Here is a 22,980-nt window from a genome sequence, read left to right on the forward strand (position 1 = left end):
AACCCATGGACAAGCTGGGCAATCAGAACCTGCGCTACCGCTTCTGGGAACTGCCGCTCGCCGATCTCAATCGCGCCGAGTGGGAAGCACTGTGCGATGGCTGCGGGCGGTGCTGCCTGCACAAGCTGGAAGATGCCGATACGGGCGAGGTGGTGGACACAAACGTCGCCTGCCGTCTGCTGGATACGCGCACGGGCCAGTGCAAGGATTACCGCAACCGCAAGGCCTTCGTGCCCGATTGCCTGCGCCTCACGCTCAAGCTGGTAAAGGAAATCCGCTGGCTGCCCGATAGCTGCGCCTATCGCCGCCGGGCGGATGGGCGCCCCCTGCCGGGCTGGCACTACCTGCTTTCGGGCGACCGCACTGCCCTGCGCACGGCAGGTGTTTCAGTGATCGGCCGCGCCATCAGCGAGACAGAGGCGGGGCCGATCGAGCATCACATCGTCGAATGGGCCGATGCAGCAGACGAGTGGCCGGAAGGCGGCACGTGATCGACTGGCTGCGCCGCACTCCCGTCGATCCCCGCCTGGAATTGTGCGGACGGCAAGTGCCCGTGACGATCCGTCGACACCCCACGGCCCGCCGCATGACCCTGCACCTCGCGCCCGATGGCAGCGAGATACGCCTTACCCTGCCGCGCTGGGGCCGCACCAGCGATGGGCTGGATTTCGCCGCCAGCCGCCGCGACTGGCTGGAAGGGCAGATGGCCCACCTGCCCGCATCCTCCGCACCCGAGGCGGGCGGTATGCTGCTCTATCGCGGGCAGGAGCTGGCGATCCACTGGCATGAGAAAGCCCGCCGCCGTCCAGCGCTGGAAGAAAGCCGCCTGCTTGTGGGTGGGCCGCAGGACGGGCTCGCCCCGCGCCTCAAACGCTGGCTGGAGGGGGAAGCACTGCGCCATATGGAGGCTGATCTCGCCCATTATTGCGCCGCTGCCGGCAAGGCCCCGCCGCCCCTGCGCCTCTCGCGTGCGCAGCGCCGCTGGGGCAGCTGCGCCAGCGACGGGACGATCCGGCTCAACTGGCGGCTGATCCAGGCGCCAGACCCGGTACGCCGCTCGGTCGTGGCGCATGAAGTTGCGCATTTGAGCCATTTCGACCATTCGCCGGCCTTCCACGCCCTGCTGGCCGAGCTGTTCGAGGGTGATCTGAAAGAGGTGAACCGCTGGCTGAAAGCGCATGGAAGGCGCCTCTACAGCACCTTTGGCTGAGCCGACCGCGCGAAGACACTGGCGGAGGCGCACGCCAGCGCCTACATTCGCGCCATGGCTTTCTGGCATAATGTTTCCCCCACGGGCGCGGTAAAGGATTTCGCGCATCTCTGGCGCAACAATCCCCATCGCTGGCCCGTGCTGGCGGTCTCCATCGCGGGGAGCGTGGGATTGATGGCCATCATCATCCCCAAAAGCGAGCGGATCATCCCCCGCCAGCCCGAAGTGACCTACATCACCACATATGCCGCCGGGCGCAGCGATGCGGAGATTTTGGCGTCCAACCTGGCGAACCAGAAGAAGCAGGATGTGTTGCGCGCGCAGGAAGCGGAGCGGGAGGAATATCGCAAGAACCTCTACCGCCAGCTTGGCCGCATGACCGGCGTGGACGTCGACAAGATGGAGCGCGAGATCAAGCAGGAGCAGGCCGCCGAAGAGGCCGCGATAAAGGCGAAGGCCGAACAGGCCCGCACCGGGCAGGCACAGCAGGCCGCCCCGCAGAACGCTCCCCAAAACCCGCCAGCCGAGGAACCCGGAGCCGGGGCCCAGCCCGTTGCCGGTCAATAATTCGTTGCCGCCGAGTAAGCAGGACGCGGGCTGGCTGGCCGCTGCCGCCGTTCTGGCACTGCGCGCCCGGCCGTTGAGCCGCCCCAACCCGGCCGTCGGCGCCATTCTGGTGAAGGGCGGGATCGTGATCGGCCAGGGCTGGACCCAGCCCGGCGGACGCCCTCATGCCGAAGCCGTAGCCCTTGCCCAAGCGGGGGCCCAGGCGAGTGGCGCCACCCTTTACGTAACGCTGGAACCCTGCGCGCATGAAAGCCCGCGCGGCCCCTGCTGCACGCAGCTGACGATTGCCGCAGGCGTCGCCCGCGTGGTGATCGGCGTGGAAGACCCCGATCCCCGCACTGCGGGCGACGGGATCGCGCGCCTCAAAGCCGCAGGGATCGCGGTGGAACTGGCGGACGATCCCGCCTGCCACGCCAGCCTTGCCGGCTATCTGATGCGCAAGCGGCACGGCCGCCCCTTCGTAACGTTGAAACTGGCCCTTACCGCCGATGGCTTGATCGCCCGCGAAGATGGCACCAGCAAATGGATCACCGGCCCCGAAGCGCGCGCCCATGCCCATCTGGAACGCGCCATGAGCGATGCGATACTGGTGGGCGGCGGCACATTGCGCGCGGATGCCCCCAGGCTCGACGTGCGGCTGCCCGGCCTCGAACAGCGCAGCCCGCGCCGCTATGTGCTGACGCGCGGTGCCGCGCCCGAAGGCTGGCACCATCTGGCATCGCCGCAGGCCATCGCCGATCCGGCCACCGATCTGACCGATGTGCAATATCTGATGATCGAAGGTGGATCGGAAGTGGCCGCCGCCTTCCTCGATGCAGGGCTGGTGGACCGGCTCCTGCTCTATCGGGCGCCCGTCACTTTCGGCAGCGGCATCGCCGCCTTCCGCCAGCCCGGCGCCAACGGCGTGCCGCCTGGCTGGACCCTGGCGGACCGCCGCCGCCTTGGCAGCGACTGGATGGAAGTCTATCAGCCCGCCTGACAGAGGAGGCAGCATTGTTCACCGGCATCGTTACCGCCATCGGCACCGTCCGCCAGAAAGAGCAGCGGGGCGACCTGCGCGTCACCATCGCCTGCCCCTATGATCCGGCAGGGATCGCCATCGGCGCTTCCATCGCCTGTTCGGGCGCCTGCATGACCGTGGTCGAAAAAGGCGGCCAGGCCGGCGACGCGTGGTTCGCGGTGGACGTCTCGGGCGAGAGCGTTTCCCGCACCGCACCGACCATGTGGGAGGAAGGATCGCGCCTCAATCTCGAACAGGCACTGAAACTGGGCGACGAACTGGGCGGCCATATCGTGACCGGCCATGTCGATGCAGTGGGCCAGGTCGTACGGATCGAGCCGGAAGGCGATTCCGCCCGCTTCACCATCGCCGCCCCGGCGGAACTTGCCCCCTATATCGCGCCCAAGAGCTCGATCGCGGTCGACGGCGTCTCGCTGACCGTGAACGAAGTGGAAGACCAGCCGGACGGCACGGTCCATTTTGGGCTGAACATCATTCCCCACACGGCCGAGGTGACCACCATCGGCACGCTTGAGCCAGGCCACGCGGTCAATCTCGAGATCGATACGATGGCCCGCTATCTCAAGCGGATGCAGGATTTGCGGGGGTAAAGATCCTCCCCGGAACGGGGAGGGGAACCGTGCGAAGCATGGTGGAGGGGGGTGTGCCCGAAGGCGAGCCCCCTCCGTCATTCGCTACGCGAATGCCACCTCCCCTGAAGGGAGGAGCTATCTCAAGCCGTTACCGCCGCCAGAGCGCCGATGAACTTGTCGATATTGCCCATGGTCAGGCCGGCAATGTTGATGCGGCCGGAACCCGCCATGTAGATGCCGTGATCCTCGCGCAGCTTCAGGATCTGCTCCGGCGTCAGCGCCAGCATGGAGAACAGGCCGTTCTGCGTGCCGCAGGGCGCAAGGTCCAGCGTGCCGACCTTGCCTGCCGCACCGAGACGATCGCGGACCTGCCGCATACGGGCGCGCATATCGTCCAGCTCGTCCAGCCACAGCTTGGTCATTTCCTGATCGCGCAGGATCAGACGGACCGCCGAAGCGCCGTGATCGGGCGGCATCGACCAGTTCGCACGGGCCAGCGCATGGCCGTTCGACATGATCGCCCCGACCAGCGAGGGATCGGCAGCCATGGCGTAAGCCGCGCCGACGCGATCGCGATAGAGGCCGAAATTCTTGTCGCAGCTATAGGCGACAAGGGCTTCGGGAACCGAGGCAAGCACCTTGCGCGCGCCATAGGCATCCGCTTCCATCCCCAGGCCCAGGCCCTGATAGGCCAGGTCGAGGATCGGCAGCACGCCGGTTTCCGCCAGCAGGGCGGCAATCTCGTCCCACTGGGCGTCGGTATAATCGATGCCCGTGGGATTGTGGCAGCAGCCATGCAGCAGCACGGCATCGCCCTTGGCGGCCGACTTCAGCGCAGTGCGCAGCGCGTCCATATCCGCCGAGCCATCGGAAGCAGCGTGATTGAAGCCCTTCATCTCCATGCCCAGATCCTTCAGGATCTGCGCGTGGTTGGGCCAGCTGGGCGTGCCCATCAGCACGGTGCCCACGCCCGCATGCTTGGCCAGGGCCAGCGTGATGCGCACGGCGCCGGTGCCGCCCGGCGTCTGCATGCCTTCGATCCGGCCGCCCATCGTGGGGTCAGATCCGAAGATGTAGGGCATCAGCGCATGGACGAAGCCCATATCGCCTTCCGGGCCGAGATAGGCCTTGGAATCCTGTTCCTCCACCAGCTTGCGTTCCGCCGCCTTGATGGAAGCGAAGACCGGCGTTGCGCCGTCATCCGTGCGATAGACGCCCACGCCAAGGTCAATCTTGTCGGCGCGGCTATCGGCATCATAGAGCTTGATCAGCGCAAGAAGCGCGTCGGGCGGCTGCTGGGTAAGGTTCTCGAGCATGGCCGCGCCCCTAGCCGCGCCTGCCCCTTCGGGGCAAGCCGGAAAACAGGGCAGGACTCGCATTTTTGCGCGCTGCTCCCAGATAGCCACAGAGTGCGGCCGCAAGGGGGAGGGCGCATGTTCGAGGCCTGGTTATCGATAAGTAGGCGCGGCGCTGATCGCGCTGGTGGCGTCCGGTTGGATCGTGGCGCGCAAGCGCAGGAAAATGCTGCCTCACCGGCCCCGTAACCGGGGCAGCGAAGTGGTGCTGATGATCGGCATGGTCTTCACATCCATACTCGCCCCCAAGGCGAGAATCAGCGCGGACCAGATCGACGAACAGAAGCGGACGCGGAAGACCGAATCGGGGCGAGAGAACGAATAGGATCGCCCTTCCCGCCCCGTTCAGATCATAAGACCTCAGATCAGAAGGGCAGCCATTTCTGCTTCTTGGAAAATTTCATGTAGCCGACATTGATGCCCAGCCGCAGGCCCGCGCCCATGCGCACCGGAATCAGCACCACGTCGCCCCGGCGCAGATAGGATACGTGGAAGCCGCCGACCAGATAGGCCTGCCCTTCCCCCGCGCCATAAGTCTCGAACAATTCCTGCGAATCGTACAGATTATAGACCAGCACGAAGGTGTTAGCGGCATTGGCGCCCACATCGATGCCCAGCGAGGGGCCGCGCCAATAGACGGGCTGCTGCCCTTCCACCTTGTGATACAGCGTGCCCGAGCCATAGCGCGCACCGAAGATGAACGCGCCGCCGCCTTCCCGGCCCACGATATAGGCATTGGGCTCGCCCTGCTTCTTCAGGATATCCTCGATCATGCGAGCAAGGCCTTCCGCGCCTTTGCCGAACACGCCTTCGGCCGCGCCGATCAGGTCATCCTTCTTGTAGGTTTCGCCCTGCCCCGTGGTCGATGCCTGACTGGCGGCGGTGGAGGCAGCAGCAGGGGCAGCCGTGGTCACGGGTGCAGTTGCCGGGGCCTGATAGGGATCGGCCGGCGGCGGCGTGACCGGTTCGTAAGTGATCGCGGGTTCCGCCGGGGCGGGCGGGCTGTAGGCCGGCGGCTGCGCGCTATCCAGATCGCCATCGATCGCGGCGGAAGGGTCCACCGACTGGATCTGCGCGGCAGCGGGCTGCGCCGCCAGAAACGCGGCACAGGCCAGCGCGCCGAGCGTCGCCCGGAACTGGCCCCGGAATTGGGCAGCCTGGCGGCCGATTGCGGCAAATGCGGTCATTGCGAACCCCTTCGATCCCGTCAGAAATATTGACCGCCGAAAAGAGTCCCCCCGGCCTGAAGCGGCAATGAACGCGCGGCGAGCCGAGTCGGTTTTGCGGCAGGGCGAGTCCACCGCAAGGGTCGGAAAGCTCCTCGAAAAGCCACCTCAACCGCGCTTGCCCGCTAATCGCAAAAAGGATGGCAGATTTCTTGAACAGCCCCTTGCCGCCTCCCCAACCCCTCGTTATAGCGCCCGGCCATTGCCGCTGCGATCCGGAGACGTGGGTGAGTGGCTGAAACCAACGGTTTGCTAAACCGTCATACGGGTAAATCCTGTATCGAGGGTTCGAATCCCTCCGTCTCCGCCACGCCAGCCTGCCTTTGTGGCAGGCCAGCATGCCGGTCCGGGCTTTAGCCAAACCTCCTTCGATCAGCGCTCTTCCGCTCAGCGCGCAAGCCGCCGTGCGGGCAGATTCACTTCGGCCACCTGTCCGTCAGCCAGCGCATCCTTGGCCAGCACGAAACGATAGGTGCCCCTGGCCACTTCCCAGCCTTTGGGCGTCCAGTCCGCCAGCACGCGCTGTTCCAGCGGTATGGTCACTTCCCGTGCCTCGCCGGGGGCAAGGTCGAGCTTGGTGAAACCGGCCAGACGGCGCAGCTTCTTCCCGCTTGCATCCGCCAGATAGATTTGCGCCACCTCCGCACCGGCGCGCGTGCCGGTGTTGCGGATGGTGACACGGGCGCTCAGCCCATCCTTGCCGGACGAGACCGAGAAGCCTTCCGCCGCGAAGCTGGTGTAGCTGAGGCCATGGCCCATGGGGAAAAGCGGGGCTTTTCCTTCGCGGGCGAACCAGCGATAGCCGATATCCGCACCCTCCACGTTGTAATCGACATCAAGCTTCTGGCCCAGCGCGCCTGTGCCCACGAAATTGGGCTCCACTTCGGCAAGGCCGGGCAGTTCCGGGCGGGGAAGCTGCTCGAGTGTGGCCGGGAACGTCACCGGCAGGCGGCCCGAGGGATTGACCTTGCCGAACAGGACATCCGCAATCGCCTCGCCCCCGCGCGCGCCGGGATACCAGGCTTCCAGCACGGCCTTGACCTCGTCCTTCCAGGGCATCGCCACCGGGCCGCCGGTTTCGAGCACGACGATAGTGTTGGGATTGGCGCGAGCCACTGCCGCGATCAGCGCATCTTGCCCGTTGGGAAGCGAGAGATCGGGCACGTCGAACCCTTCGGTCTGATATTGCGTAGCGAAGATAATCGCCACTTCCGCCTGCGATGCGGCCAGTGCGGCTTCCGCTGGATAGGCGCCGTCGCGATATTTCACCGTGGCATTTGGCGCGGCGGCGCGGATCGCGGCCAGCGGGGCGGAGCGGTTGTAATCCTGGTTGATCATGCCTGCGAAGGGCCCGTTGCCATCCTGCACGCCGGGCACGGAGACGGACGGCCCTTCATCGCCCAGCACTCGCGAGGAACCACCGCCCACCGGCGTTCCCACATCGGCATGGCCCCCGATCACCACCACAGAGCGGACATCCGGCCCGAGCGGCAACAGCCCGGCCGGATTGGTAAGCAGCACCATCCCCTCCTGCGCGACCTTCAGCGCCACTTGCGAATTGGCCGCCGAATCGACAGTGCCGATAGTGGCCGGATGCGCGTCGAGCCCATTGGCGTAGATCGCATGGAGGATGGCGCGCGTCATTTCCGACAGGCGCTTGCGATAGGCCGGATCGGATTGCGCGGCGGCCTTCAGCGGCTCTCCGAAGAAAGGTTCCGGATCGATGGGGAAGCCCGATTGCTGGTCCAGCCCGGCCAGAGCATATTCCAATCCATCCACCGCGCCCCAGTCGGACATGACGAAGCCGCGATAGCCCCACTGGCCGCGCAGCACATCGGTCAACAGCCATTTGTTGCCGCAGCTCTGCCCGCCGTTGGTGGCATTATAGGCGCACATGATGGAGCCGGGATCGCCTTTCTCGATGGCGATTTCAAAGGCCAGCAGATCGCTTTCGTGCAGCGCCTTGGGGTCGATCACCGTGTTCATGAAGGCCCGGCCGGTTTCCTGCGGATTGATCGCGTAATGCTTGATGGTGGAGATGACGTGGTTGGACTGGATGCCCCGCACGGCGGCGGCGCCCAGCAGGCCGGAATGAAGCGGATCTTCGCCCAGATATTCAAAGGTCCGTCCGTTGCGCGGATCGCGCATCAGGTTGATCCCGCCCGCCAGCATCACATTATAGCCCTTGGCCCGCGCTTCGGAGCCGATCATGCGGCCGCCCTGTTCGATCAACCCCACGTTCCAGGTGGCCCCCTGCGCCGTGCCGCTGGGCAATTGCGTGCCGCCATTGCCGCGCGCGCCCATGATCCAGGTAACACCCAGGCTGGCATCGGTTTCGTAAAGCGCCGGAATGCCAAGGCGCGGAATGCCGGGGATGAAGCCCGCGCCCGGCCGCGCGCCTTCCGGCGGCGGCTGATCGCCCCGTGCCGAGGGCAGCAAGCCAAGGGTGAGCGTGATCCGCTCGTCATCGGTCATCCGCGCTTCGGTGGCCGCAGCGCGCGCCGCGGCATCCGTTGAACTGGCTCCCTTCGCCGCCAGAGGAGCGCCGATTGCGGAAACACACAGCATCAGGGCCAGCGGAGCAGCACCGGAGAGGCGGAATTTGCGAGCTTGCGACTTCATCATGAACTTCCTCTCCTGCCGCCGGGCAATCAATGACACCCGGCCCCTTGCCTTTTGGCCTTACGTGGGACAACGCTGTCTCATCCAAATTGCGGCCGGGCGCGCCGCTTGTCAAACAGGGATGAGGTCATGACGCACAATCTAGTCAGGATAGCCGCTCCGCTCGCCATCGCGGCGCTGGGCCTTGCCGCGCCGATGGCTGCGCAGGCGCAGCAGGGGCAGAACCCCGCCGCCCCCGCAAGCTGCCTGCCGCAAGGCTTCTTCCCCGGTCCCGCCACTTACAAATCGGTTGAGCAATTGCCCGACGGGCGCGTGACCTTCCGCATCTGCGCCCCGGCAGCGCATCAGGCACGCGTCACCAGCAATGACATCGATCAGGCGATTCCCATGGGAATGCAGCCGGGCACGCAGCGCGGCCTGGCCATGACGAAGGACGAGGCCGGCCTGTGGAGCGCGACCACCGCCATTCCCGTTCCGCCTGACACCTATCGCTTCAATTTCGAGATCGACGGCGCGCGCGTGCCCGATCCGCAAGGCACCAGCTTCAGCCATGAACGGGTGGGCACCAATTCCACTTTCGAGACCAAGGGGCCCGAGGGCGAATTCCAGACCTGGCGGCAGGACGTGGCGCATGGCGCAGTCAGCCGGGTGGATTACTGGTCAAAGGCACTGGGCAGCAAACGGCAGGCCTATGTCTATACTCCGCCGGGCTACATGAAGGACGGCAAGTCCTATCCCGTCCTCTATCTGGTGCATGGCGCGGGTGACAGCGCGGATAGCTGGACCAGCGTGGGCCATGCCCATTACATCCTCGACAACCTCATCGCGGCAGGCAAGGCCAGGCCGATGATCGTGGTCATGCCCTTCGGCCATACGCCTGACCGGCCGGGCGGCAACATGCTGGAGAATACCGATTTCGGGGACGATCTGATCGGCAGCCTGATCCCTTATGTCGATGCCAATTTCCGCACTTTGGCCGATCAGCATCACCGGGCCATGGCCGGCCTTTCCATGGGCGGGGCGCATACCCTGCGCTTCGGCCTGCCTCACCCGGAAACCTTCGATTACATCGGCATCTTCTCCATGGGGCTGGGCCTTGCCGGGCCGGAAGATGTGGAGCGCTATGAAAAGACCAATGACGCGGCTCTGCGCAAGGCCGCGCAGGACCTCGATCTGGTCTATTACGCCATGGGCAAGGACGATTTCCTCTATGGCAGCGTCGCGCCCACTCGCGCCATGTTCGATAAATATGGTATCCGGCATGTCTATAACGAGACAGGCGGCGGCCACACCTGGATCAACTGGCGGCGCTATCTCGCCGACTTCGCCCCGCGCCTTTTCCGCTAGGGCCGGGCAAACTGTCCCATGATCGGACTGGAGCAGAGAAAATCACCGTTATTTCAAATTCTTCGCTTGTAGAAATGTCCGCCGCCCTGCCATGGTTGGCATGGTTTACCGGGGGGTAAGGAAAGTGGAACCCGATCTTATTGTAATCGGCGGCGGCTCGGCCGGCTGCGCGGTGGCCGGCAGGCTCGCCGAAGCGGGCAAGCGCGTGGTCTTGCTGGAAGCCGGCAAGGATGCGCGTGACATTCGTTCGCGCGTGCCCGCCCTGATGGGCAAGCTGGTCCAGAACCCGGAGTTCGACTGGTGCTATTTCGGGGAGCCCGATCCTTCGGTGGGCGGCCGCCCCGGCCCCTGGCCCGCAGGCAAGCGCCTGGGCGGGGGCAGCACCATCAACGGCATGATGTTCATCCGTGGCCATGCCTGGGATTATGATCGATGGGCAGAACTGGGCGCCAAGGGCTGGGACCATGCATCCTGCCTGCCCTATTTCCGGCGGCTGGAAGATAATGAACGCGGGGAAGATGCCTGGCGCGGCAAGGGCGGGCCGATCTCCGTTTCCGAATGCCGCAGCCGCTATCCGATCACCGATAAATGGATCGACGCCGCGAGCGAGGCAGGCATTCGCCGCGCCAAGGATCTCAATGGCGAGCTGGCCGAAGGGGTGGATTATATCCAGCTTTCGCAGCGGCGCGGCTGGCGCAGCTCCAGCGCCGGCTATCTCGATGGGCTGGGCAGCGGCCTGAAGCCCGATGTCGTGACCGAAGCGCAGGTTCTCTCCATCCAGGTGGCCGACGGGCGCGCACGCGGCATAACCTATATGCGCGGCGGGCAGAGGCACAGCCTGCGCGCACGTGAAGGCGTGGTGGTTTCAGCCGGTGCGCTCAATACGCCGCGGCTGCTGATGCTTTCCGGCATCGGCCCCGCGCAGCATCTGCGCGACATGGGGATCGACGTGCTGCGCGATCTTCCGGGCGTGGGCAGCAATCTGCAGGATCATGCCGGGCTCCACCTGATCAACACGGTGGACATGCACACGCTGAACAATGACGCGCATGGCCTGCGCGCGCCGCTGCAATTGCTGCGCTTCATTTTCGGCGGCACCGGGGCCCTGACCACCGGCATCGGCCATGCCCAGGCTTTCGTGCGCAGCCGGCCGGGCCTGCCCGTGCCCAATCTGCAACTCGCCTTCTCGGCCTTCTCTTTCGAAGTGACGCCGCAGGGCAATGTGGTGCTGAAGCCCGAATCCTCGGTCGCCACGTTCATTGGGCTGATGCGCCCGGCCCATCGCGGGCGGGTAAGCCTGCGCTCGGCCGACCCGGCGGCACCCCCGATCATCGAGCATCAATTGTTGGGCGATGATGACGATGTGGAGCAGCTGGTGGAAGGGATCGCCCTCGCCCGCCGGATCATGCGCCAGCGCTCGATGGAATCCCACGTGCTGCGCGAACAGCGCCCCGGCGCGGATTTCGAAAGCAAGGAAGCCCTGCGCGACTATGTGCGCCTTGCCTCCATGTCGATGTTCCACCCGGTCGGCACGGCCAAGATCGGCCCGGATGGCGATCCCGATGCCGTGCTGGACGCAGAATTGCGCGTGCGCGGCGTCTGCGGGCTGTGGGTGGCCGATGCCTCGGTGATGCCCACCATCCCGCAGGGCAACACCAATGCCACCTCGATCATGATCGGCGACAAGGCGGCAGACCACATCCTGCGCACGATAGCCTAGGCGGCGTGGGCAGAATCCCGTCAAATTACCCCCTCCGCCTCTGTTCAAAAGCGCGGGAAGCAGCCCAGGGTAAGGCCGGAGAGTTTTCCACTCCCCCCATCCGGCAAATTGCCATTCGGCGGCCAAGCCCCCATGATGGCCATGGATGGGCGCGCGGCGGGCGGAATGCCCGGGCGTGAGCTGCAATGGATAGTCGGGGCAAATGATGGCGGAACAATCGGCAGGCGATGATGCCGCGGAGGCGGGGCAGACCTTCGGTGCCATAGGCATCGGTCCTTTCCGCGAAGGCGATGCCTCGCCGGATATATACTTCACCATTTCGCTGGTGTTGGCCGCCCGCCGCTGGCGTTCGCTGCTGGACGAGAAGCTGCGCCCGATCAACCAGAGTTCCGCCCGGATGGAGGCGATGTCCGCCATTCGCAATTCCCCCACGCTCAGCCCTCAGGTCGATATTGCGCGCCGCCTGCGGATCGAAGGGCCGACGCTGACACGGATGCTCGATTCGCTGGAGAAGGACGGGCTGGTGGAGCGCCTGCCTGATCCCAAGGATCGCCGGACCAAGCTGCTGCGGCTGACGCCCGAGGGCGAGGCCGCGCTGGAACAGGTATTCGCCATTGCCGAAGAATGGCGTTCCCGCCTGCTGGATGGCTTCGCGGAAGACGACAAGGAACAGGCCACCCGTTTCTGCACCGCGCTGGTCGGGCGGCTCGATACCGGGCTGGAAGATGGCGCGTAACACCCCCTGATTGCGCCCTCCCCGCTTTTAATCTAGCCGCCGCTGCGTAATCCAGGTCATGAACTGGCATCAATCGGGGAGAGATGATGAGAACGGGCAAAGGCGTTTCCGGCCAGCAGGTCCACTCCAACGGCACGGTGGCTGATGCCATTGCGGCAGTGCTGAAGCGCGAAGGGGTGGAGATCGTCTTCGGCTATCCCCGCAACCAGATCCTCGAAGCCGCTGCCCGGATCGACATCCGCACCATCATCGTCCGCCAGGAACGCACCGGCCTGCACATGGCCGATGCGATGAGCCGCATGACCAAGGGCGAGAAGATGGGCGTCTTCGTGATGCAGCAGGGCCCGGGCGCGGAGAATGCCTTTGGCGGCGTGGCGCAGGCCTATGCCGATTGCGTGCCGGTGCTGGTGATGCCGCAGGGCTATGCGCTGAGCCAGGCCTATGTGCCCTATAATTTCAACTCGGTCCGCTCCATGGCCAGCGTGGCAAAACATGCCGAGCCGCTGACCAATGGCAAGGATGTGGTGGCCGTGATGCGCCGCGCCTTCGCCATGCTGCGCAACGGCCGCCCGCAGCCGGTGGTGATCGAGCTGCCCTATGACATTCTCGACCAGCAATTCGACGCGCCGATGGATTACACCCCCGGCAAGGTGGCGCTGAGCCAGCCCGCCCATGCCGATATCGAAGCGGCGGCCGATGCGCTGATCGCGGCGGATAATCCGGCGATCTATGCCGGGCAGGGCATTCACTGGTCCGAAGCCTATGACGAGCTGCGCGAGCTGGCCGAACATCTGGCCATCCCGGTGATGACCAGCCTGCCGGGCAAGAGCTGCTTCGACGAGACGCATCCCCTCGCCCTCGGTTCCGGCGGCAACGGGATCAATGGCTGCGTGCGCAAATGGCTGGACGAATGCGACCTGCTGTTCGGCATCGGCTGTTCCTTCACCGCCACGTCCTTCGGCCTCGCCATTCCGGCCGGCAAGCGGGTGATCCATGCGACGCTGGACCCGCTGGACATCGACAAGTGCGTACCCAGCGAACTGGCGCTGATCGGCGATGCGAAGCTGACCCTGCGCGCCCTGATCGAAGCGGTGAAAGCCCGCTCCCCCCATCGCCGCGATGCCGCACCGGTAGCCGCGAAGATCAAGGCCGTGGAGGCCGAATGGCTGGCCAAATGGATGCCCAAATGCACGCAGGAGACATCGCCGCTCTCCCCCTATCGCGTATTGTGGGATCTGCAGCAGACGGTGGATGTCGACAACGTCATCATCACCCATGACGCCGGCAGCCCGCGCGACCAGCTGGTGCCTTTCTGGAAGAGCACCAGCCCACATTCCTATATCGGCTGGGGCAAATCGACTCAGCTCGGCTATGGCCTCGGGCTGGTGATGGGTGCCAAGCTCGCCTGCCCGGACAAGCTCTGCATCAATGTCTGGGGCGATGCCGCCATCGGCTTTACCGGCACCGATCTGGAAACCGCCGCGCGCGATGGCATTCCGATCCTCTCCATCCTGCTCAACAACGAAGCCATGGCCATCGAGTTGCCGATCATGCCGCAAGCGACGGAGAAATTCCGGGCGACCGACATTTCCGGCGATTACGCGGCCTTCGCCCGTTCGCTCGGTTGCCATGGGGAGCGGGTGACTCAGGCCAGCGAGATCGTTCCGGCCCTCAAGCGGGCACTGGCCGCCATCGAAGGTGGCCAGCCCGCGCTGGTGGAATTCATCACCGAGAAGGAAACGGTGATCTCCAAGGGGTAATGGCGCACCTACCCCTCCGTCACGCGCCTGCGGCGCGCGCCACCTCCCCATCCTGCATCGCAGGACAGGGAGGAGCTTCGGATCAGAACCCGTAGCGCACTCCGCCCCACAGGGTCAGCGGTGCGCCATAGTCGATCGAGCCGGCCTGATTGCGGGTGACGATCTTTTCGTCGAACAGGTTTTCCACCCGCAGGACGAGGCTGAACTTCTCGACTACCGGAACCTGCGCGAACAGATCCACCGTGGTCGCGGCGGGCAGCACGTCGGTCTCGTCATCGCCTTCGAACTGGTCGGCGACATAACGCAGCGTGGCCGCGATGCGCCAATCCTTCTTCGGCTCCCAGCTCACCGTAGCGCTGGCCGCGAAATCGGGGGTCTGCGCGGGGCGATTGCCGTCCAGCGCGGCAGACACGCCGCTGCCCTCCACCTTGGCGTCGGTATAGGCCAGCGTGCCCTGGAACTTGAGCGGCCCACTGCCCAGCGTGGCGGCAAGCTCCACCCCGGTGGACTTCACCGCATCGACATTCTGCCGCTGGCGATCCGTACCGCTGAGAGTGACATTGGCGATGGCGTTCTCCACCCGGTTGGTAAACAGGGTGAGCGAGAAATCGACGCCTCTGGCCGCCGTCGCATCCAGCCCCACTTCATAGCCTTCCAGCCTCTCATTCCTGAGATTGGCATTGGCATAGGTGGTGACGGGGAAGACCACGAAAGGCCGGTACAGCTCGTTCAAAGTGGGCTGGCGCAAGCCGGTATAGGCCGCGGCGCGCGCGCGCACCCCATGCGCGACATCGGCCGTGGCCCCCACCCGCCAGGAGAAGTCCCAGCCCGAACGGTCGGTATAGGTCGAATCCTCGATCACACCGCCCGCCGCATTGAGATTGCGGTGATAGCCGTCGCGGATGCTCCAGCGATCCGCCCGCACGCCGCCGGTCAGCAGGATCGGGCCCAGCGTATAGTCGTCTTCCAGGAACAGGCCGAAATCCGAATTGGTGCCGCCGGCAAAGCGGCTGCCGTTGCCCGCACCGCTGGCGAGATAGCGATATTCCGAAAGATCACCGTCCGACTGGCGGAAATCCGCGCCGATCCGCAATGTGTGGCCACCGCCGACCGGCGGGCGCACTTCCACCTTGCCGCCGAAGCCGCTGGCGGGCGTATCGGCCTGATCGAGCGTTTTCTTGTAGGTGCTGGAGGAAATCACGATGTTCGAGAAATTGCGCCACTGGCCATAGCCCAGCACATCGAACTGCCAGTCGCCCCGGCCGACGAGGCGCACGGAAATATCCTGGCCCTTGGTGGCGTTGTCCGCCCCGGCAAAGCGCAGGGTGCGATTGTCTTCAAAGGCAAGCCCGCGCACCTGGAGGCTGACGTCGGCGCCGAGCTGCTGCACCACCCGCGCATTGGCGGACCAGCTTTCATAGGCCGCAGGAACGGAAGCCGCGACGCGCTGGTCCTTCGGCGTGGTCCAGAAACCATCGCCCCGGTCCCACCTGCCGCTGACCACTGCGAAGCCGCTGCCCCATTGCGGCGCCAGACTGCCTTCCAGTTCCGTATCGCCACGATCGTTCACCATTGCTTGCGCCCGGACCAAGCCGAGATCGCTTGCATCGATGCTTTCCAGCTCGACAGTACCGGCCAGCGCGCCTGCGCCGAAGGGGCCCGAACCGCCGCCGCGCGTCACGCGGATCATTTCCAGCTGGTTGGGCGACAGGGCCGAAAGGGGCACATGGCCGAAGAAGGGATCGATCATCGGCACGCCGTCCAGCAGCACCAAGGCGCGGCTGCTGGCATTGCCGCCCAGCGCACGCAGGGTCACGCCCTGCGCCGTGGGATTGGACGAACGGCTGTCCGATCGGCGGAATTGCTGGAAGCCCGCAACATTGGACAGCGCATCCTCGATCCGGCCCGAAGCAGTGGAAGTCAATTGCTCCTGATCCACAACCACGGTGGAATAGGCGATAGTGGACGGCGTCGCTTCCAGACCGTGGCCGGTCACGACGATCTCCTCGCCTTCATACACCTCGTCCTGCCCTGCAGTATCCTGCGCGAAAGCGGGCGTGGAAAGGGCGGCGACAGCACCACCGGCGAGCAGGCAAATCCTCATTTTCATTATCGGCCTTCCATTCCGGACAAAGTCAATTGCGGCCCCTGTAGCGTCTGAATCTTGCCGCGTCACCCCACCTCTGGCAGGGAGCGACCAGAACAAGGGAGAATGCGATGCGTAAGGCCTTCATCATGCAGGCGGCAGCTGCTCTGATGCTGACGGCGTCCCATAATACGCTCGCGGCAGAGGAGAAAGCACAGCCCATGAATGCCGTCGGACCAGTCGTGGCGGAAGACCACGCAGCACTGCTTGCCAGTGACGACCCCCAACTCGCCGCGAACAAGCGGCTGGTCTATGACATGTACCGCATCGTGCTGCAGGCCGGTCTTGCCGGCCGCGCGCATGAGTTCGTCACGGAAAACTATGTCCAGCACAATCCCAATGCGGCGCAGGGGCTGGACGGGCTGATCGAATATGTCCGCTCCACTCGCCCCGAACGCGAAATCAAGGAGAAGCTGGAGCTGCCGCTGATCCAGCTGATCGCGGAAGGCAATTACGTGATGACATCGTTCGTGCGTCCGGAAAAGGACGCGAAGGGCGAAACCTATTATTCGACCTGGTTCGATCTCTATCGGATCGAGAACGGCAAGGTTGCCGAACATTGGGATCCGATGCTGAAAAGCGATCCCCGCATCGATCCCAACGACAAGAAGCTCTGAGGAGGGCCGTCATCGCGGGGGGAGCCCTCGCGATGACGCTGTCCCGGAGGCGAAAATCAGTTCGCCTTGGCTTTGGCCTTAGCAGGAGGGGCCTTGGCAGGAGGGGCCTTGGCAGGCTTCTTCGCCGCAGGCTTGGCGGCGGGCTTGCTTTCCTCGGCCTTGGCCGTTTCCGGAGCAGGCTGGGCAGCCGGGTCGGCCGGCGCTGACGGCAGCTTGGCCGGCGGATTGAGCTCCAGCCACTTGGCGATGTTCTTCGCCTTGCCGGTATAGGCATAGTGCTGCACCATCTCGTTCACCAGCAGGCTGTCGATATTGTGCAGGAACTTGCGGAAGTGGTTGTGCACCTGCGTGGCGGTGTTGTGGAAGCTGCCCAGGAAAGTCCCACGCTGGATCTGAAGGCACTTCTGCGCGGCCAGTTCTTTGGCGAAGGGCGTGTAATCATGCTGCTTGCCAGCCGCATTGGGCGCGTCGAAAGTAATCACGAAAATCGGCATGGTCTCTCCTGTCCGCCGGAAACGGGTAGAGGGGCGGCGCACTGCCGAAGCAGGCGCCGCCCATCATGCCTTGGTTTCAGAGCGTTGCGGGCGCCGCGTCAAGCAGGATGGTCTTGGTTTCCACATAGGGCCACAGACCTTCCGGCCCGCCTTCGCGCCCGATGCCGGACTGTTTGAAGCCGCCGAAGGGCGCTCCGAACTCCATGCGCATGCCGTTCTGGCCCATCACTCCGGTGCGAATCCGGCGCGAAATATCATAGGCCGCCTGCGCATCGGTGGTGAGAACCGAGCCGTTGAGGCCGTAATTGCTCTCATTGGCGATGCGGATCGCGTCTTCCTCGTCCTCCGCCGGAATCAGGCACAGGACCGGGCCGAAGATTTCCTCCTGCGCGATGCGGCTCTTGTTATCGACATTGGCGAACAGGGTCGGCTCGATGAAATAGCCCTTGTTCATATGGGCCGGGCGGCCGCCGCCGGTCACGAGGTCGGCGCTCTTCTTGCCTTCCTCGATATACATTTCGACGCGTTCGAGCTGACGCTTCATGGCGAGCGGGCCAAGCTGGGTTTCCGGATCGTCGCTATTGCCGATCTTCACGCCCTGCATGACCTTGGCGATGGCCTCGGCCAGTTCGTCATGCCGGTCCTTGGTGACGATGGCGCGGCTCAGCATGGCGCAGACCTGCCCGCTCATCACGGTGATGGTGTTGCCCAGGATCGCGGCGGCCGCATCGATGGGGAAATCGTCGCGCACGATGGCAGCGGACTTGCCGCCCAGTTCAAGGCTGCAACGCGCGATGCGGCTGCCGCAGACTTCCGCGATGCGCTTGCCCGCGGCGGTGGAGCCGGTGAAGCTGACCTTGTCGATGCCCGGATTATGGACGAGGTGATCCGCCGCTTCCCGTTCGGAAGGCACGAGGTTGACCACGCCTGCCGGAAGACCGGCGGCTTCCGCTGCCTCGGCGATGATATAGGCTTCCAGCGGGGTTTCCGGCGAAGGCTTCATCACGATGGTGCAGCCCGCGATCAGCGAATAGAACACCTTGTTCGCCATGATGCCGAAGGGCGCGTTCCACGGCGCAATGCCCGCGACGACGCCGACCGGCTCGCGCGAAAGGATCACGGTGTCCACCACCTGACCCTTGGCCTTGCTGACCCATTCGAAACCCTCACCCAGCGCAGCAATGCCGCGCAAACCGGCCAGCGCGCCGCCATGCATGACGGGGGCAAAGCTGGCGAGGCCGCCGACCTGCGCCGTCCAGGCAGCCGCCAGTTCGGGAATGCGCGGTTCCAGAAGGTCGATCATGCGATTGAGCATCGCCCCGCGTTCCGCAGGCGAAGTGGTCGGCCAGGGGCCATTGTCGAAAGCGGCGCGCGCGGCGGCGACGGCGCGGTCCATATCCTCATTGCCGGCTTCGGCAACGCGGGCGACCACTTCCTCGCTATTCGGATTGACGATCTCGATCATCCGGCCGGAGGCCGCGGCAACCCACTCCCCGCCGATGAACAGCTTGTCGGGATGGCGGACATTTACACCTTCAGGGGTCATTTCTCTCTCCAGTCACGGGATTCGTTGAAACGGACAATACTTAGGTCGTAACCTAAAAACTCGACAAAATGGTGAGGCTGCGGGAATCGAGCGGCTTGCCCGCGGCCTGCAGCTTGAGTTCGCGCGCGCGCAGCTTGCCCTGCTCGTCGATCAGGAAGGCATGGATCGCCTGTGCCTGATCGGGGGAGAGGACATCGTCCCAGCGCGGCATGCCGTTGGGCTGCAACAGCCCCTTGAGCACGATGTCTTCGAACACGTCATGCGTGCCCGGCGCCATGCGGCGCAGGTCCGGCAGCGGCGCGCGCGGCTGGTTCGAATGGCAGATCGAGCAATTCTCGGTGAACAGGGCGGAACCCAGCGCGATCGTCTCCGGCGTGGCGCCGGGCAATTGCGCGGGCGGAGCCACAGCCGGTTCCAGTGCCGGGAGGTCCGCCGGGACCGGCACCTTGCCGCCGCCCAGCTTGAACACCAGCAGGCGGTTGGCATTGCCCTTGGCATAGGCCGCCGAATAGGAAGGCACGAAGCCCCAGCCGCCGCCGCCCCACCCGGTCTGCACCGCGATATATTGCACGCCGTCCACCTTGTAGGTCATCGGAGCGGCAAGGATCGAGCTGCCGGTGTCGATGGAGGCGAGGAGCTTGCCATTATCGGCATCGCGCACCACCAGCTTGCCCGACAGCGTGCCATAGACGACCAGGCCGGACTGAGTGGCAAGCACGCCCGAACGGTCCTGCCAGCCTTCGCGGTCAGCCTTCCACTTGGTCTTGCCGGTCAGCGGATCGATGGCCCGGATTTCGGAGCTGAAGGGCTTGTCCTTCACCCACTGCCATTGCGGCAGCTTCTCCACTGCCTGCCGGATCGGCGGGGGCAGAGTGGGCAGCGCAGCCTGCAGATCGGGCGTGAAGATCAGCGCGGCCGCCGCATTGAGGTTCTGCTTCTTGCGCGCCGGATTTTCCTGCCCCGGCGGGATGAACATGAGGTTCCCCATATCCACCACCGAGGCGAAATAGAGGTTTCGCGTGGGATCGAAGGCCGCCGGATGCCAGTTGCGCGCACCGCTGGAGGCGGGAAACACCACCTTGGGGCCGGTGCTGTAATCGCTGAATTCCGGCGTCAGATGGGCCTTGCCCGTCTTGAGGTCGACCTTGTCGGCCCAACTCGTCCGCACGATGGCATTGGCCGCCAGCGGCTTGCCGGTTTCGCGGTCCAGCACATAGAAGAAGCCGTTCTTGGGCGTGTGCATCACCACGGGGCGTTTATCGCCGCCCACTTCCAGTTCGGCCAGCATCATGGGCTGCGTGGCGGTAAGGTCCCAGCTGTCCTGCGGGGTTTCCTGATAATGCCACTTCATCTCGCCGGTCTTGCGATCCAGCGCGACGAGGGAATTGAGATAGAGATTATCCCCGCCGGATGGCGAGCGGGTTTTCAGCGGATAGGGCCCGCCATTGCCCACCCCGATGATCACCTGATCATAGGCCGGGTCATAAGTGATGGCATCCCACACCGTACCGCCGCCGCCAATGTCCCAGCGGCTCTTGGCGTCCCAGGTCTTGAGCGCCGCTTCCAGCGCCTTGCTTTCCTGCGGGCCGTCAGCCGGATCGTGCGGGATGGTGTAGAAGCGCCAGGCTTCCTTGCCGGTCTTCACATCATAGGCGGTGACATAGCCGCGCGTATCGTATTCCGCGCCGGCATTGCCGATCACCACCACGTCCCCCGCCACTTCAGGCGCGCCGGTTATGGTGTAGCCGCGCGAACGATCCGCGATAGTATCCTTGCGCCAGGCGACCTTGCCGGTCTTCGCGTCCAGCGCGAACAAATGCCCGTCGAGCGAGCCGACGAAGACCTTGCCATCCGCCACGGCCACCCCGCGATTGGCCTGATCGCAGCAGGCATAGCGGTTGGCCTGCATGTCCACGCCCGGATCGAAGGTCCACAGCTGCTCGCCCGTTGCTGCGTTGAGCGCATAGACCCGGCCGAGATTGCCCGAGGTGTACATCACCCCATCGATCACCACCGGGGTCGCTTCCTGCACCCGCGCCGTGCCGAGATCGTACTCCCAGGCAAGGCCGAGCTGGCCCGCATTCTCCTTGGTGATGTCCCCCAGGCGAGAGAAATGGCTTTCCGCCCAGTCGCCGCCGGGATTGTCCCAATTGTCTCCCGCACCATAGACGGAAGTGTCGATGTCCGACGGGTCGAACCCGCCCGAACAGGCGGCCAGAAGCGCAAGCGCGCCAGCGGCAACGAGGCTGCGGAACTTCATGTCAGGCGGGCCAGAGGTGCTGGTACTGTTCGAGGACGGAGCGGAGCGTGCGCGGCGGCCTGCCGGTGATGCGCTCGACATCGTCCGAGACGACATTCATGAAGCCTTCGCGGATCGACTGGCCGAAAGTGACCATGCCTTCGCTGGCCCATGGAATGGGGCCATCGGGCACGATGTCCGAAGCCTTGCGCGCCACGCCCAGCGAATCGAAATAGCGATACATGCCCTCGTCATCGACCGGCTCGATCTCGATCGGCTTGCCCGCCATTTGCGAGACGAGCGCCATCGCATCGGGCAGGGTCCACAGCTCCGGCCCGGTAACGTCATAGGCCTTGTTGGCATGGCCTTCCTGCGTCAGCACGCCCACCGCAATCGCCACGCAATCGTCGCGGCTGACGATGGGCACGAGGCCGTTTCCGGCATTCTCGGGTTTGTGACCGGCCTGCAGCGCCGGGATCGCCATGGCGGTGGCCACGGCTTCGGCATAGAGGCTGTCACGCAGATGGGTCCAGGCGAGGCCCGATTTCTCGATCATCTGCTCGGTCGCCAGATGGTCGAACTGCTCGACCGAAGGATTGTTCGGCTTCCCGCAGCCCAGGATCGAGGTGTAAGCGACATGCTTCACGCCCTCGGCCACCGCCGCTTCCACCGCATTGGTGTGCTGCTCAACCCGCGTGCCAACCCGCGTGGTGGAGATCAGCAGCATCCGCTCGCCGCCCTGCATCGCAGCGCGCAGCGTGGAGGGATCGTCGAAATCGGCGCTGCGGACATGCGCGCCCAACTCGGCGAATTCGGCCAGCTTGTCTGTCGTGCGGGACAGCAGGATCAGGTCTTCCGCCGGAACCTTCTCAAGCAGCAGCCGGGCCGCGGCATTGCCGAACTGGCCGGACGCGCCGGTAACGATAATCTTGCCCATGGAACCTCTCGCTTTGCCGGATATGCGCATGCCGGATAGCACCGCTCCGCTTGAAGGCGATAATAACGAGTGTTACGGTTGAGGCAACATTTGGGAGAAGGATCGACTATGAAACTCGCAATCGAAGATCGTCTGGCACTGATGGACCTGATCGCGGACTATAGCTGGGCGCTCGACACCGGCGATGAAGACGGGCTGGTGGCCTGTTTCACCGAAGATTGCCTGATGAGCGAGGAAGTGTTCGACGAACCGGACATCTGGAACGGCCATGACGGGATTCGCGGGCTGATGCGCCATTATGCCAATGCGCCGGGCTTTCCCGGCCGCCAGCATCACGTCACCCAGATCAAGTACTTCCCGCAGGAAGACGGCAGCGTGAAGATCAAGAGCTTCGCCTTCGTCACCGAATGCGAGGGCGAGCCCCCGATGGTGCTGCGCTTCACCGGCTGGTATGACGATCACGCCGTGAAATGCGCCGACGGCCAGTGGCGCTTCCAGCGCCGCATCGTGCGCCTGTGGGACGGCGAAGTGCTCCAGCGCTTCCCCGGCAAGGGCCAGTGGGTGCCGAGGAAGCGCCCGGATTCGCTGATTATCAAGAAGTAGGCGGCTTTTGTGGGGGCTGTGCGCTCACTCAGGGCACAGCCTCCCCTTGTCGTCATCCCCGACTTGTTCCGGGATCCAGCTGTTTTCCGTGCAGGAAGCGGGACCCCGGCACGAGGCCGGGGTGACGAGTGAATATGGCACACCATCTTGACATTGAGAACCATTTGGGTTATATGGCCCAGCAGTGACGGGTTGCGGGGGCGGTAGCGCTTCGCTCCTCTCCCGCGCCGGGTCGGCGCTGTCTGCAGAGCCGGGCCTCATG

General features: G+C 64.8%; 20 protein-coding genes and 1 tRNA gene. 13 read left to right on the forward strand and 8 right to left on the reverse strand.

The window, feature by feature from the left end; all coding sequences use genetic code 11:
* Window positions 1–5 precede the first annotated feature (5 nt).
* Genes H0274_RS15280 through H0274_RS15300 form a run of 5 tightly spaced genes read left to right on the forward strand, consistent with a single transcriptional unit; the run spans window position 6 to window position 3,388 of the window.
* On the forward strand, window positions 6–491 hold the full coding sequence (locus H0274_RS15280; RefSeq protein ID WP_226796484.1) for a YcgN family cysteine cluster protein: 486 nt from the start codon (window positions 6–8) through the stop codon (window positions 489–491).
* Entirely contained in the window at window positions 488–1,210 is a 723-nt protein-coding gene (locus tag H0274_RS15285) for a M48 family metallopeptidase (RefSeq protein ID WP_226796485.1), read from the forward strand. Before H0274_RS15280 ends, H0274_RS15285 begins: the two co-directional genes overlap by 4 nt.
* 54 nt (window positions 1,211–1,264) lie before the next feature.
* A complete protein-coding gene (locus H0274_RS15290; protein ID WP_226796486.1) occupies window positions 1,265–1,777 on the forward strand; it encodes a hypothetical protein in 513 nt (170 codons plus the stop codon).
* A 4-nt stretch (window positions 1,778–1,781) separates the two neighbouring features.
* Window positions 1,782–2,756 (forward strand): bifunctional diaminohydroxyphosphoribosylaminopyrimidine deaminase/5-amino-6-(5-phosphoribosylamino)uracil reductase RibD, encoded by a 975-nt coding sequence (ribD, locus tag H0274_RS15295; protein WP_226796487.1) that lies wholly within the window; start codon window positions 1,782–1,784, stop codon window positions 2,754–2,756.
* Window positions 2,757–2,770: 14 nt separating this feature from the next.
* A complete protein-coding gene (locus H0274_RS15300) occupies window positions 2,771–3,388 on the forward strand; it encodes a riboflavin synthase (protein WP_226796488.1) in 618 nt (205 codons plus the stop codon).
* Between the two features lie 122 nt (window positions 3,389–3,510).
* On the opposite strand, the gene H0274_RS15305 is transcribed toward H0274_RS15300, so the two are convergent.
* A complete protein-coding gene (locus H0274_RS15305) occupies window positions 3,511–4,686 on the reverse strand; it encodes an amino acid aminotransferase (protein ID WP_226796489.1) in 1,176 nt (391 codons plus the stop codon).
* Between the two features lie 205 nt (window positions 4,687–4,891).
* Between H0274_RS15305 and H0274_RS15310 the strand changes: the two genes are divergently transcribed.
* On the forward strand, window positions 4,892–5,050 hold the full coding sequence (locus H0274_RS15310; protein WP_226796490.1) for a hypothetical protein: 159 nt from the start codon (window positions 4,892–4,894) through the stop codon (window positions 5,048–5,050).
* A 40-nt stretch (window positions 5,051–5,090) separates the two neighbouring features.
* Here H0274_RS15310 and H0274_RS15315 read toward each other — a convergent pair whose 3' ends face one another.
* A complete protein-coding gene (locus H0274_RS15315; protein ID WP_226796491.1) occupies window positions 5,091–5,912 on the reverse strand; it encodes a DUF1134 domain-containing protein in 822 nt (273 codons plus the stop codon).
* A gap of 256 nt (window positions 5,913–6,168) precedes the next feature.
* Between H0274_RS15315 and H0274_RS15320 the strand changes: the two genes are divergently transcribed.
* Window positions 6,169–6,261 (forward strand) — tRNA-Ser (locus H0274_RS15320).
* Window positions 6,262–6,338: 77 nt separating this feature from the next.
* Here the strand turns inward: H0274_RS15320 and H0274_RS15325 are convergent.
* A complete protein-coding gene (locus H0274_RS15325; protein WP_226796492.1) occupies window positions 6,339–8,573 on the reverse strand; it encodes a beta-glucosidase in 2,235 nt (744 codons plus the stop codon).
* Window positions 8,574–8,702: 129 nt separating this feature from the next.
* Here H0274_RS15325 and H0274_RS15330 point away from each other — a divergent pair, with 129 nt between their 5' ends.
* The 4 genes from H0274_RS15330 to H0274_RS15345 all read left to right on the forward strand — a co-directional run bounded on the left by H0274_RS15330 (window position 8,703) and on the right by H0274_RS15345 (window position 14,136).
* On the forward strand, window positions 8,703–9,920 hold the full coding sequence (locus H0274_RS15330; protein WP_226796493.1) for an alpha/beta hydrolase: 1,218 nt from the start codon (window positions 8,703–8,705) through the stop codon (window positions 9,918–9,920).
* 124 nt (window positions 9,921–10,044) lie between these two features.
* A complete protein-coding gene (locus tag H0274_RS15335) occupies window positions 10,045–11,640 on the forward strand; it encodes a GMC family oxidoreductase (RefSeq protein ID WP_226796494.1) in 1,596 nt (531 codons plus the stop codon).
* 202 nt (window positions 11,641–11,842) lie between these two features.
* Complete coding sequence (locus H0274_RS15340) at window positions 11,843–12,376, forward strand: MarR family winged helix-turn-helix transcriptional regulator (RefSeq protein WP_226796495.1); 534 nt, start codon at window positions 11,843–11,845, stop codon at window positions 12,374–12,376.
* A gap of 86 nt (window positions 12,377–12,462) precedes the next feature.
* Window positions 12,463–14,136, forward strand: coding sequence for a thiamine pyrophosphate-requiring protein (locus H0274_RS15345; RefSeq protein WP_226796496.1), 1,674 nt, complete (start codon window positions 12,463–12,465; stop codon window positions 14,134–14,136).
* Window positions 14,137–14,218: 82 nt separating this feature from the next.
* On the opposite strand, the gene H0274_RS15350 is transcribed toward H0274_RS15345, so the two are convergent.
* On the reverse strand, window positions 14,219–16,246 hold the full coding sequence (locus tag H0274_RS15350; RefSeq protein WP_226796497.1) for a TonB-dependent receptor: 2,028 nt from the start codon (window positions 16,244–16,246) through the stop codon (window positions 14,219–14,221).
* A 107-nt stretch (window positions 16,247–16,353) separates the two neighbouring features.
* On the opposite strand from H0274_RS15350, the gene H0274_RS15355 reads away from it, so the two are divergent.
* Window positions 16,354–16,899, forward strand: coding sequence for a nuclear transport factor 2 family protein (locus H0274_RS15355; RefSeq protein ID WP_226796498.1), 546 nt, complete (start codon window positions 16,354–16,356; stop codon window positions 16,897–16,899).
* Window positions 16,900–16,955: 56 nt separating this feature from the next.
* Here the strand turns inward: H0274_RS15355 and H0274_RS15360 are convergent, their stop codons facing one another.
* The 4 genes from H0274_RS15360 to H0274_RS15375 form a co-directional block, all read right to left on the reverse strand.
* Entirely contained in the window at window positions 16,956–17,393 is a 438-nt protein-coding gene (locus H0274_RS15360; protein ID WP_226796499.1) for a hypothetical protein, read from the reverse strand.
* A 76-nt stretch (window positions 17,394–17,469) separates the two neighbouring features.
* Window positions 17,470–18,939, reverse strand: coding sequence for an aldehyde dehydrogenase (locus H0274_RS15365; protein WP_226796500.1), 1,470 nt, complete (start codon window positions 18,937–18,939; stop codon window positions 17,470–17,472).
* A gap of 52 nt (window positions 18,940–18,991) precedes the next feature.
* The gene (locus tag H0274_RS15370) at window positions 18,992–21,199 is read right to left on the reverse strand and encodes a PQQ-dependent dehydrogenase, methanol/ethanol family (RefSeq protein ID WP_226796501.1); all 2,208 of its coding nucleotides are present in this window, start codon (window positions 21,197–21,199) and stop codon (window positions 18,992–18,994) included.
* A 1-nt stretch (window position 21,200) separates the two neighbouring features.
* Entirely contained in the window at window positions 21,201–22,115 is a 915-nt protein-coding gene (locus H0274_RS15375) for an SDR family oxidoreductase (RefSeq protein ID WP_226796502.1), read from the reverse strand.
* Window positions 22,116–22,223: 108 nt separating this feature from the next.
* Between H0274_RS15375 and H0274_RS15380 the strand changes: the two genes are divergently transcribed.
* On the forward strand, window positions 22,224–22,718 hold the full coding sequence (locus H0274_RS15380; protein ID WP_226796503.1) for a nuclear transport factor 2 family protein: 495 nt from the start codon (window positions 22,224–22,226) through the stop codon (window positions 22,716–22,718).
* The last annotated feature ends 262 nt before the right edge of the window (window positions 22,719–22,980 follow it).

The sequence above is a fragment of the Fulverythrobacter ferritrahens genome (assembly GCF_020539485.1).
GTDB classification, from domain to species: Bacteria; Pseudomonadota; Alphaproteobacteria; order Sphingomonadales; family Sphingomonadaceae; genus Andeanibacterium; species Andeanibacterium ferritrahens.

Excerpts from the sequence above, each read along its gene's own strand:
- H0274_RS15280 (WP_226796484.1), top strand. The coding sequence starts at position 6 with ATGGACAAGCTGGGCAATCAGAACCTGCGCTACCGCTTCTGGGAACTG.
- H0274_RS15290 (WP_226796486.1), top strand. The coding sequence starts at position 1,265 with ATGGCTTTCTGGCATAATGTTTCCCCCACGGGCGCGGTAAAGGATTTC.
- H0274_RS15305 (WP_226796489.1), bottom strand. The coding sequence starts at position 4,686 with ATGCTCGAGAACCTTACCCAGCAGCCGCCCGACGCGCTTCTTGCGCTG.
- H0274_RS15310 (WP_226796490.1), top strand. The coding sequence starts at position 4,892 with ATGCTGCCTCACCGGCCCCGTAACCGGGGCAGCGAAGTGGTGCTGATG.
- H0274_RS15315 (WP_226796491.1), bottom strand. The coding sequence starts at position 5,912 with ATGACCGCATTTGCCGCAATCGGCCGCCAGGCTGCCCAATTCCGGGGC.
- H0274_RS15325 (WP_226796492.1), bottom strand. The coding sequence starts at position 8,573 with ATGAAGTCGCAAGCTCGCAAATTCCGCCTCTCCGGTGCTGCTCCGCTG.
- H0274_RS15330 (WP_226796493.1), top strand. The coding sequence starts at position 8,703 with ATGACGCACAATCTAGTCAGGATAGCCGCTCCGCTCGCCATCGCGGCG.
- H0274_RS15340 (WP_226796495.1), top strand. The coding sequence starts at position 11,843 with ATGATGGCGGAACAATCGGCAGGCGATGATGCCGCGGAGGCGGGGCAG.
- H0274_RS15345 (WP_226796496.1), top strand. The coding sequence starts at position 12,463 with ATGAGAACGGGCAAAGGCGTTTCCGGCCAGCAGGTCCACTCCAACGGC.
- H0274_RS15350 (WP_226796497.1), bottom strand. The coding sequence starts at position 16,246 with ATGAAAATGAGGATTTGCCTGCTCGCCGGTGGTGCTGTCGCCGCCCTT.
- H0274_RS15355 (WP_226796498.1), top strand. The coding sequence starts at position 16,354 with ATGCGTAAGGCCTTCATCATGCAGGCGGCAGCTGCTCTGATGCTGACG.
- H0274_RS15360 (WP_226796499.1), bottom strand. The coding sequence starts at position 17,393 with ATGCCGATTTTCGTGATTACTTTCGACGCGCCCAATGCGGCTGGCAAG.
- H0274_RS15365 (WP_226796500.1), bottom strand. The coding sequence starts at position 18,939 with ATGACCCCTGAAGGTGTAAATGTCCGCCATCCCGACAAGCTGTTCATC.
- H0274_RS15370 (WP_226796501.1), bottom strand. The coding sequence starts at position 21,199 with ATGAAGTTCCGCAGCCTCGTTGCCGCTGGCGCGCTTGCGCTTCTGGCC.
- H0274_RS15375 (WP_226796502.1), bottom strand. The coding sequence starts at position 22,115 with ATGGGCAAGATTATCGTTACCGGCGCGTCCGGCCAGTTCGGCAATGCC.
- H0274_RS15380 (WP_226796503.1), top strand. The coding sequence starts at position 22,224 with ATGAAACTCGCAATCGAAGATCGTCTGGCACTGATGGACCTGATCGCG.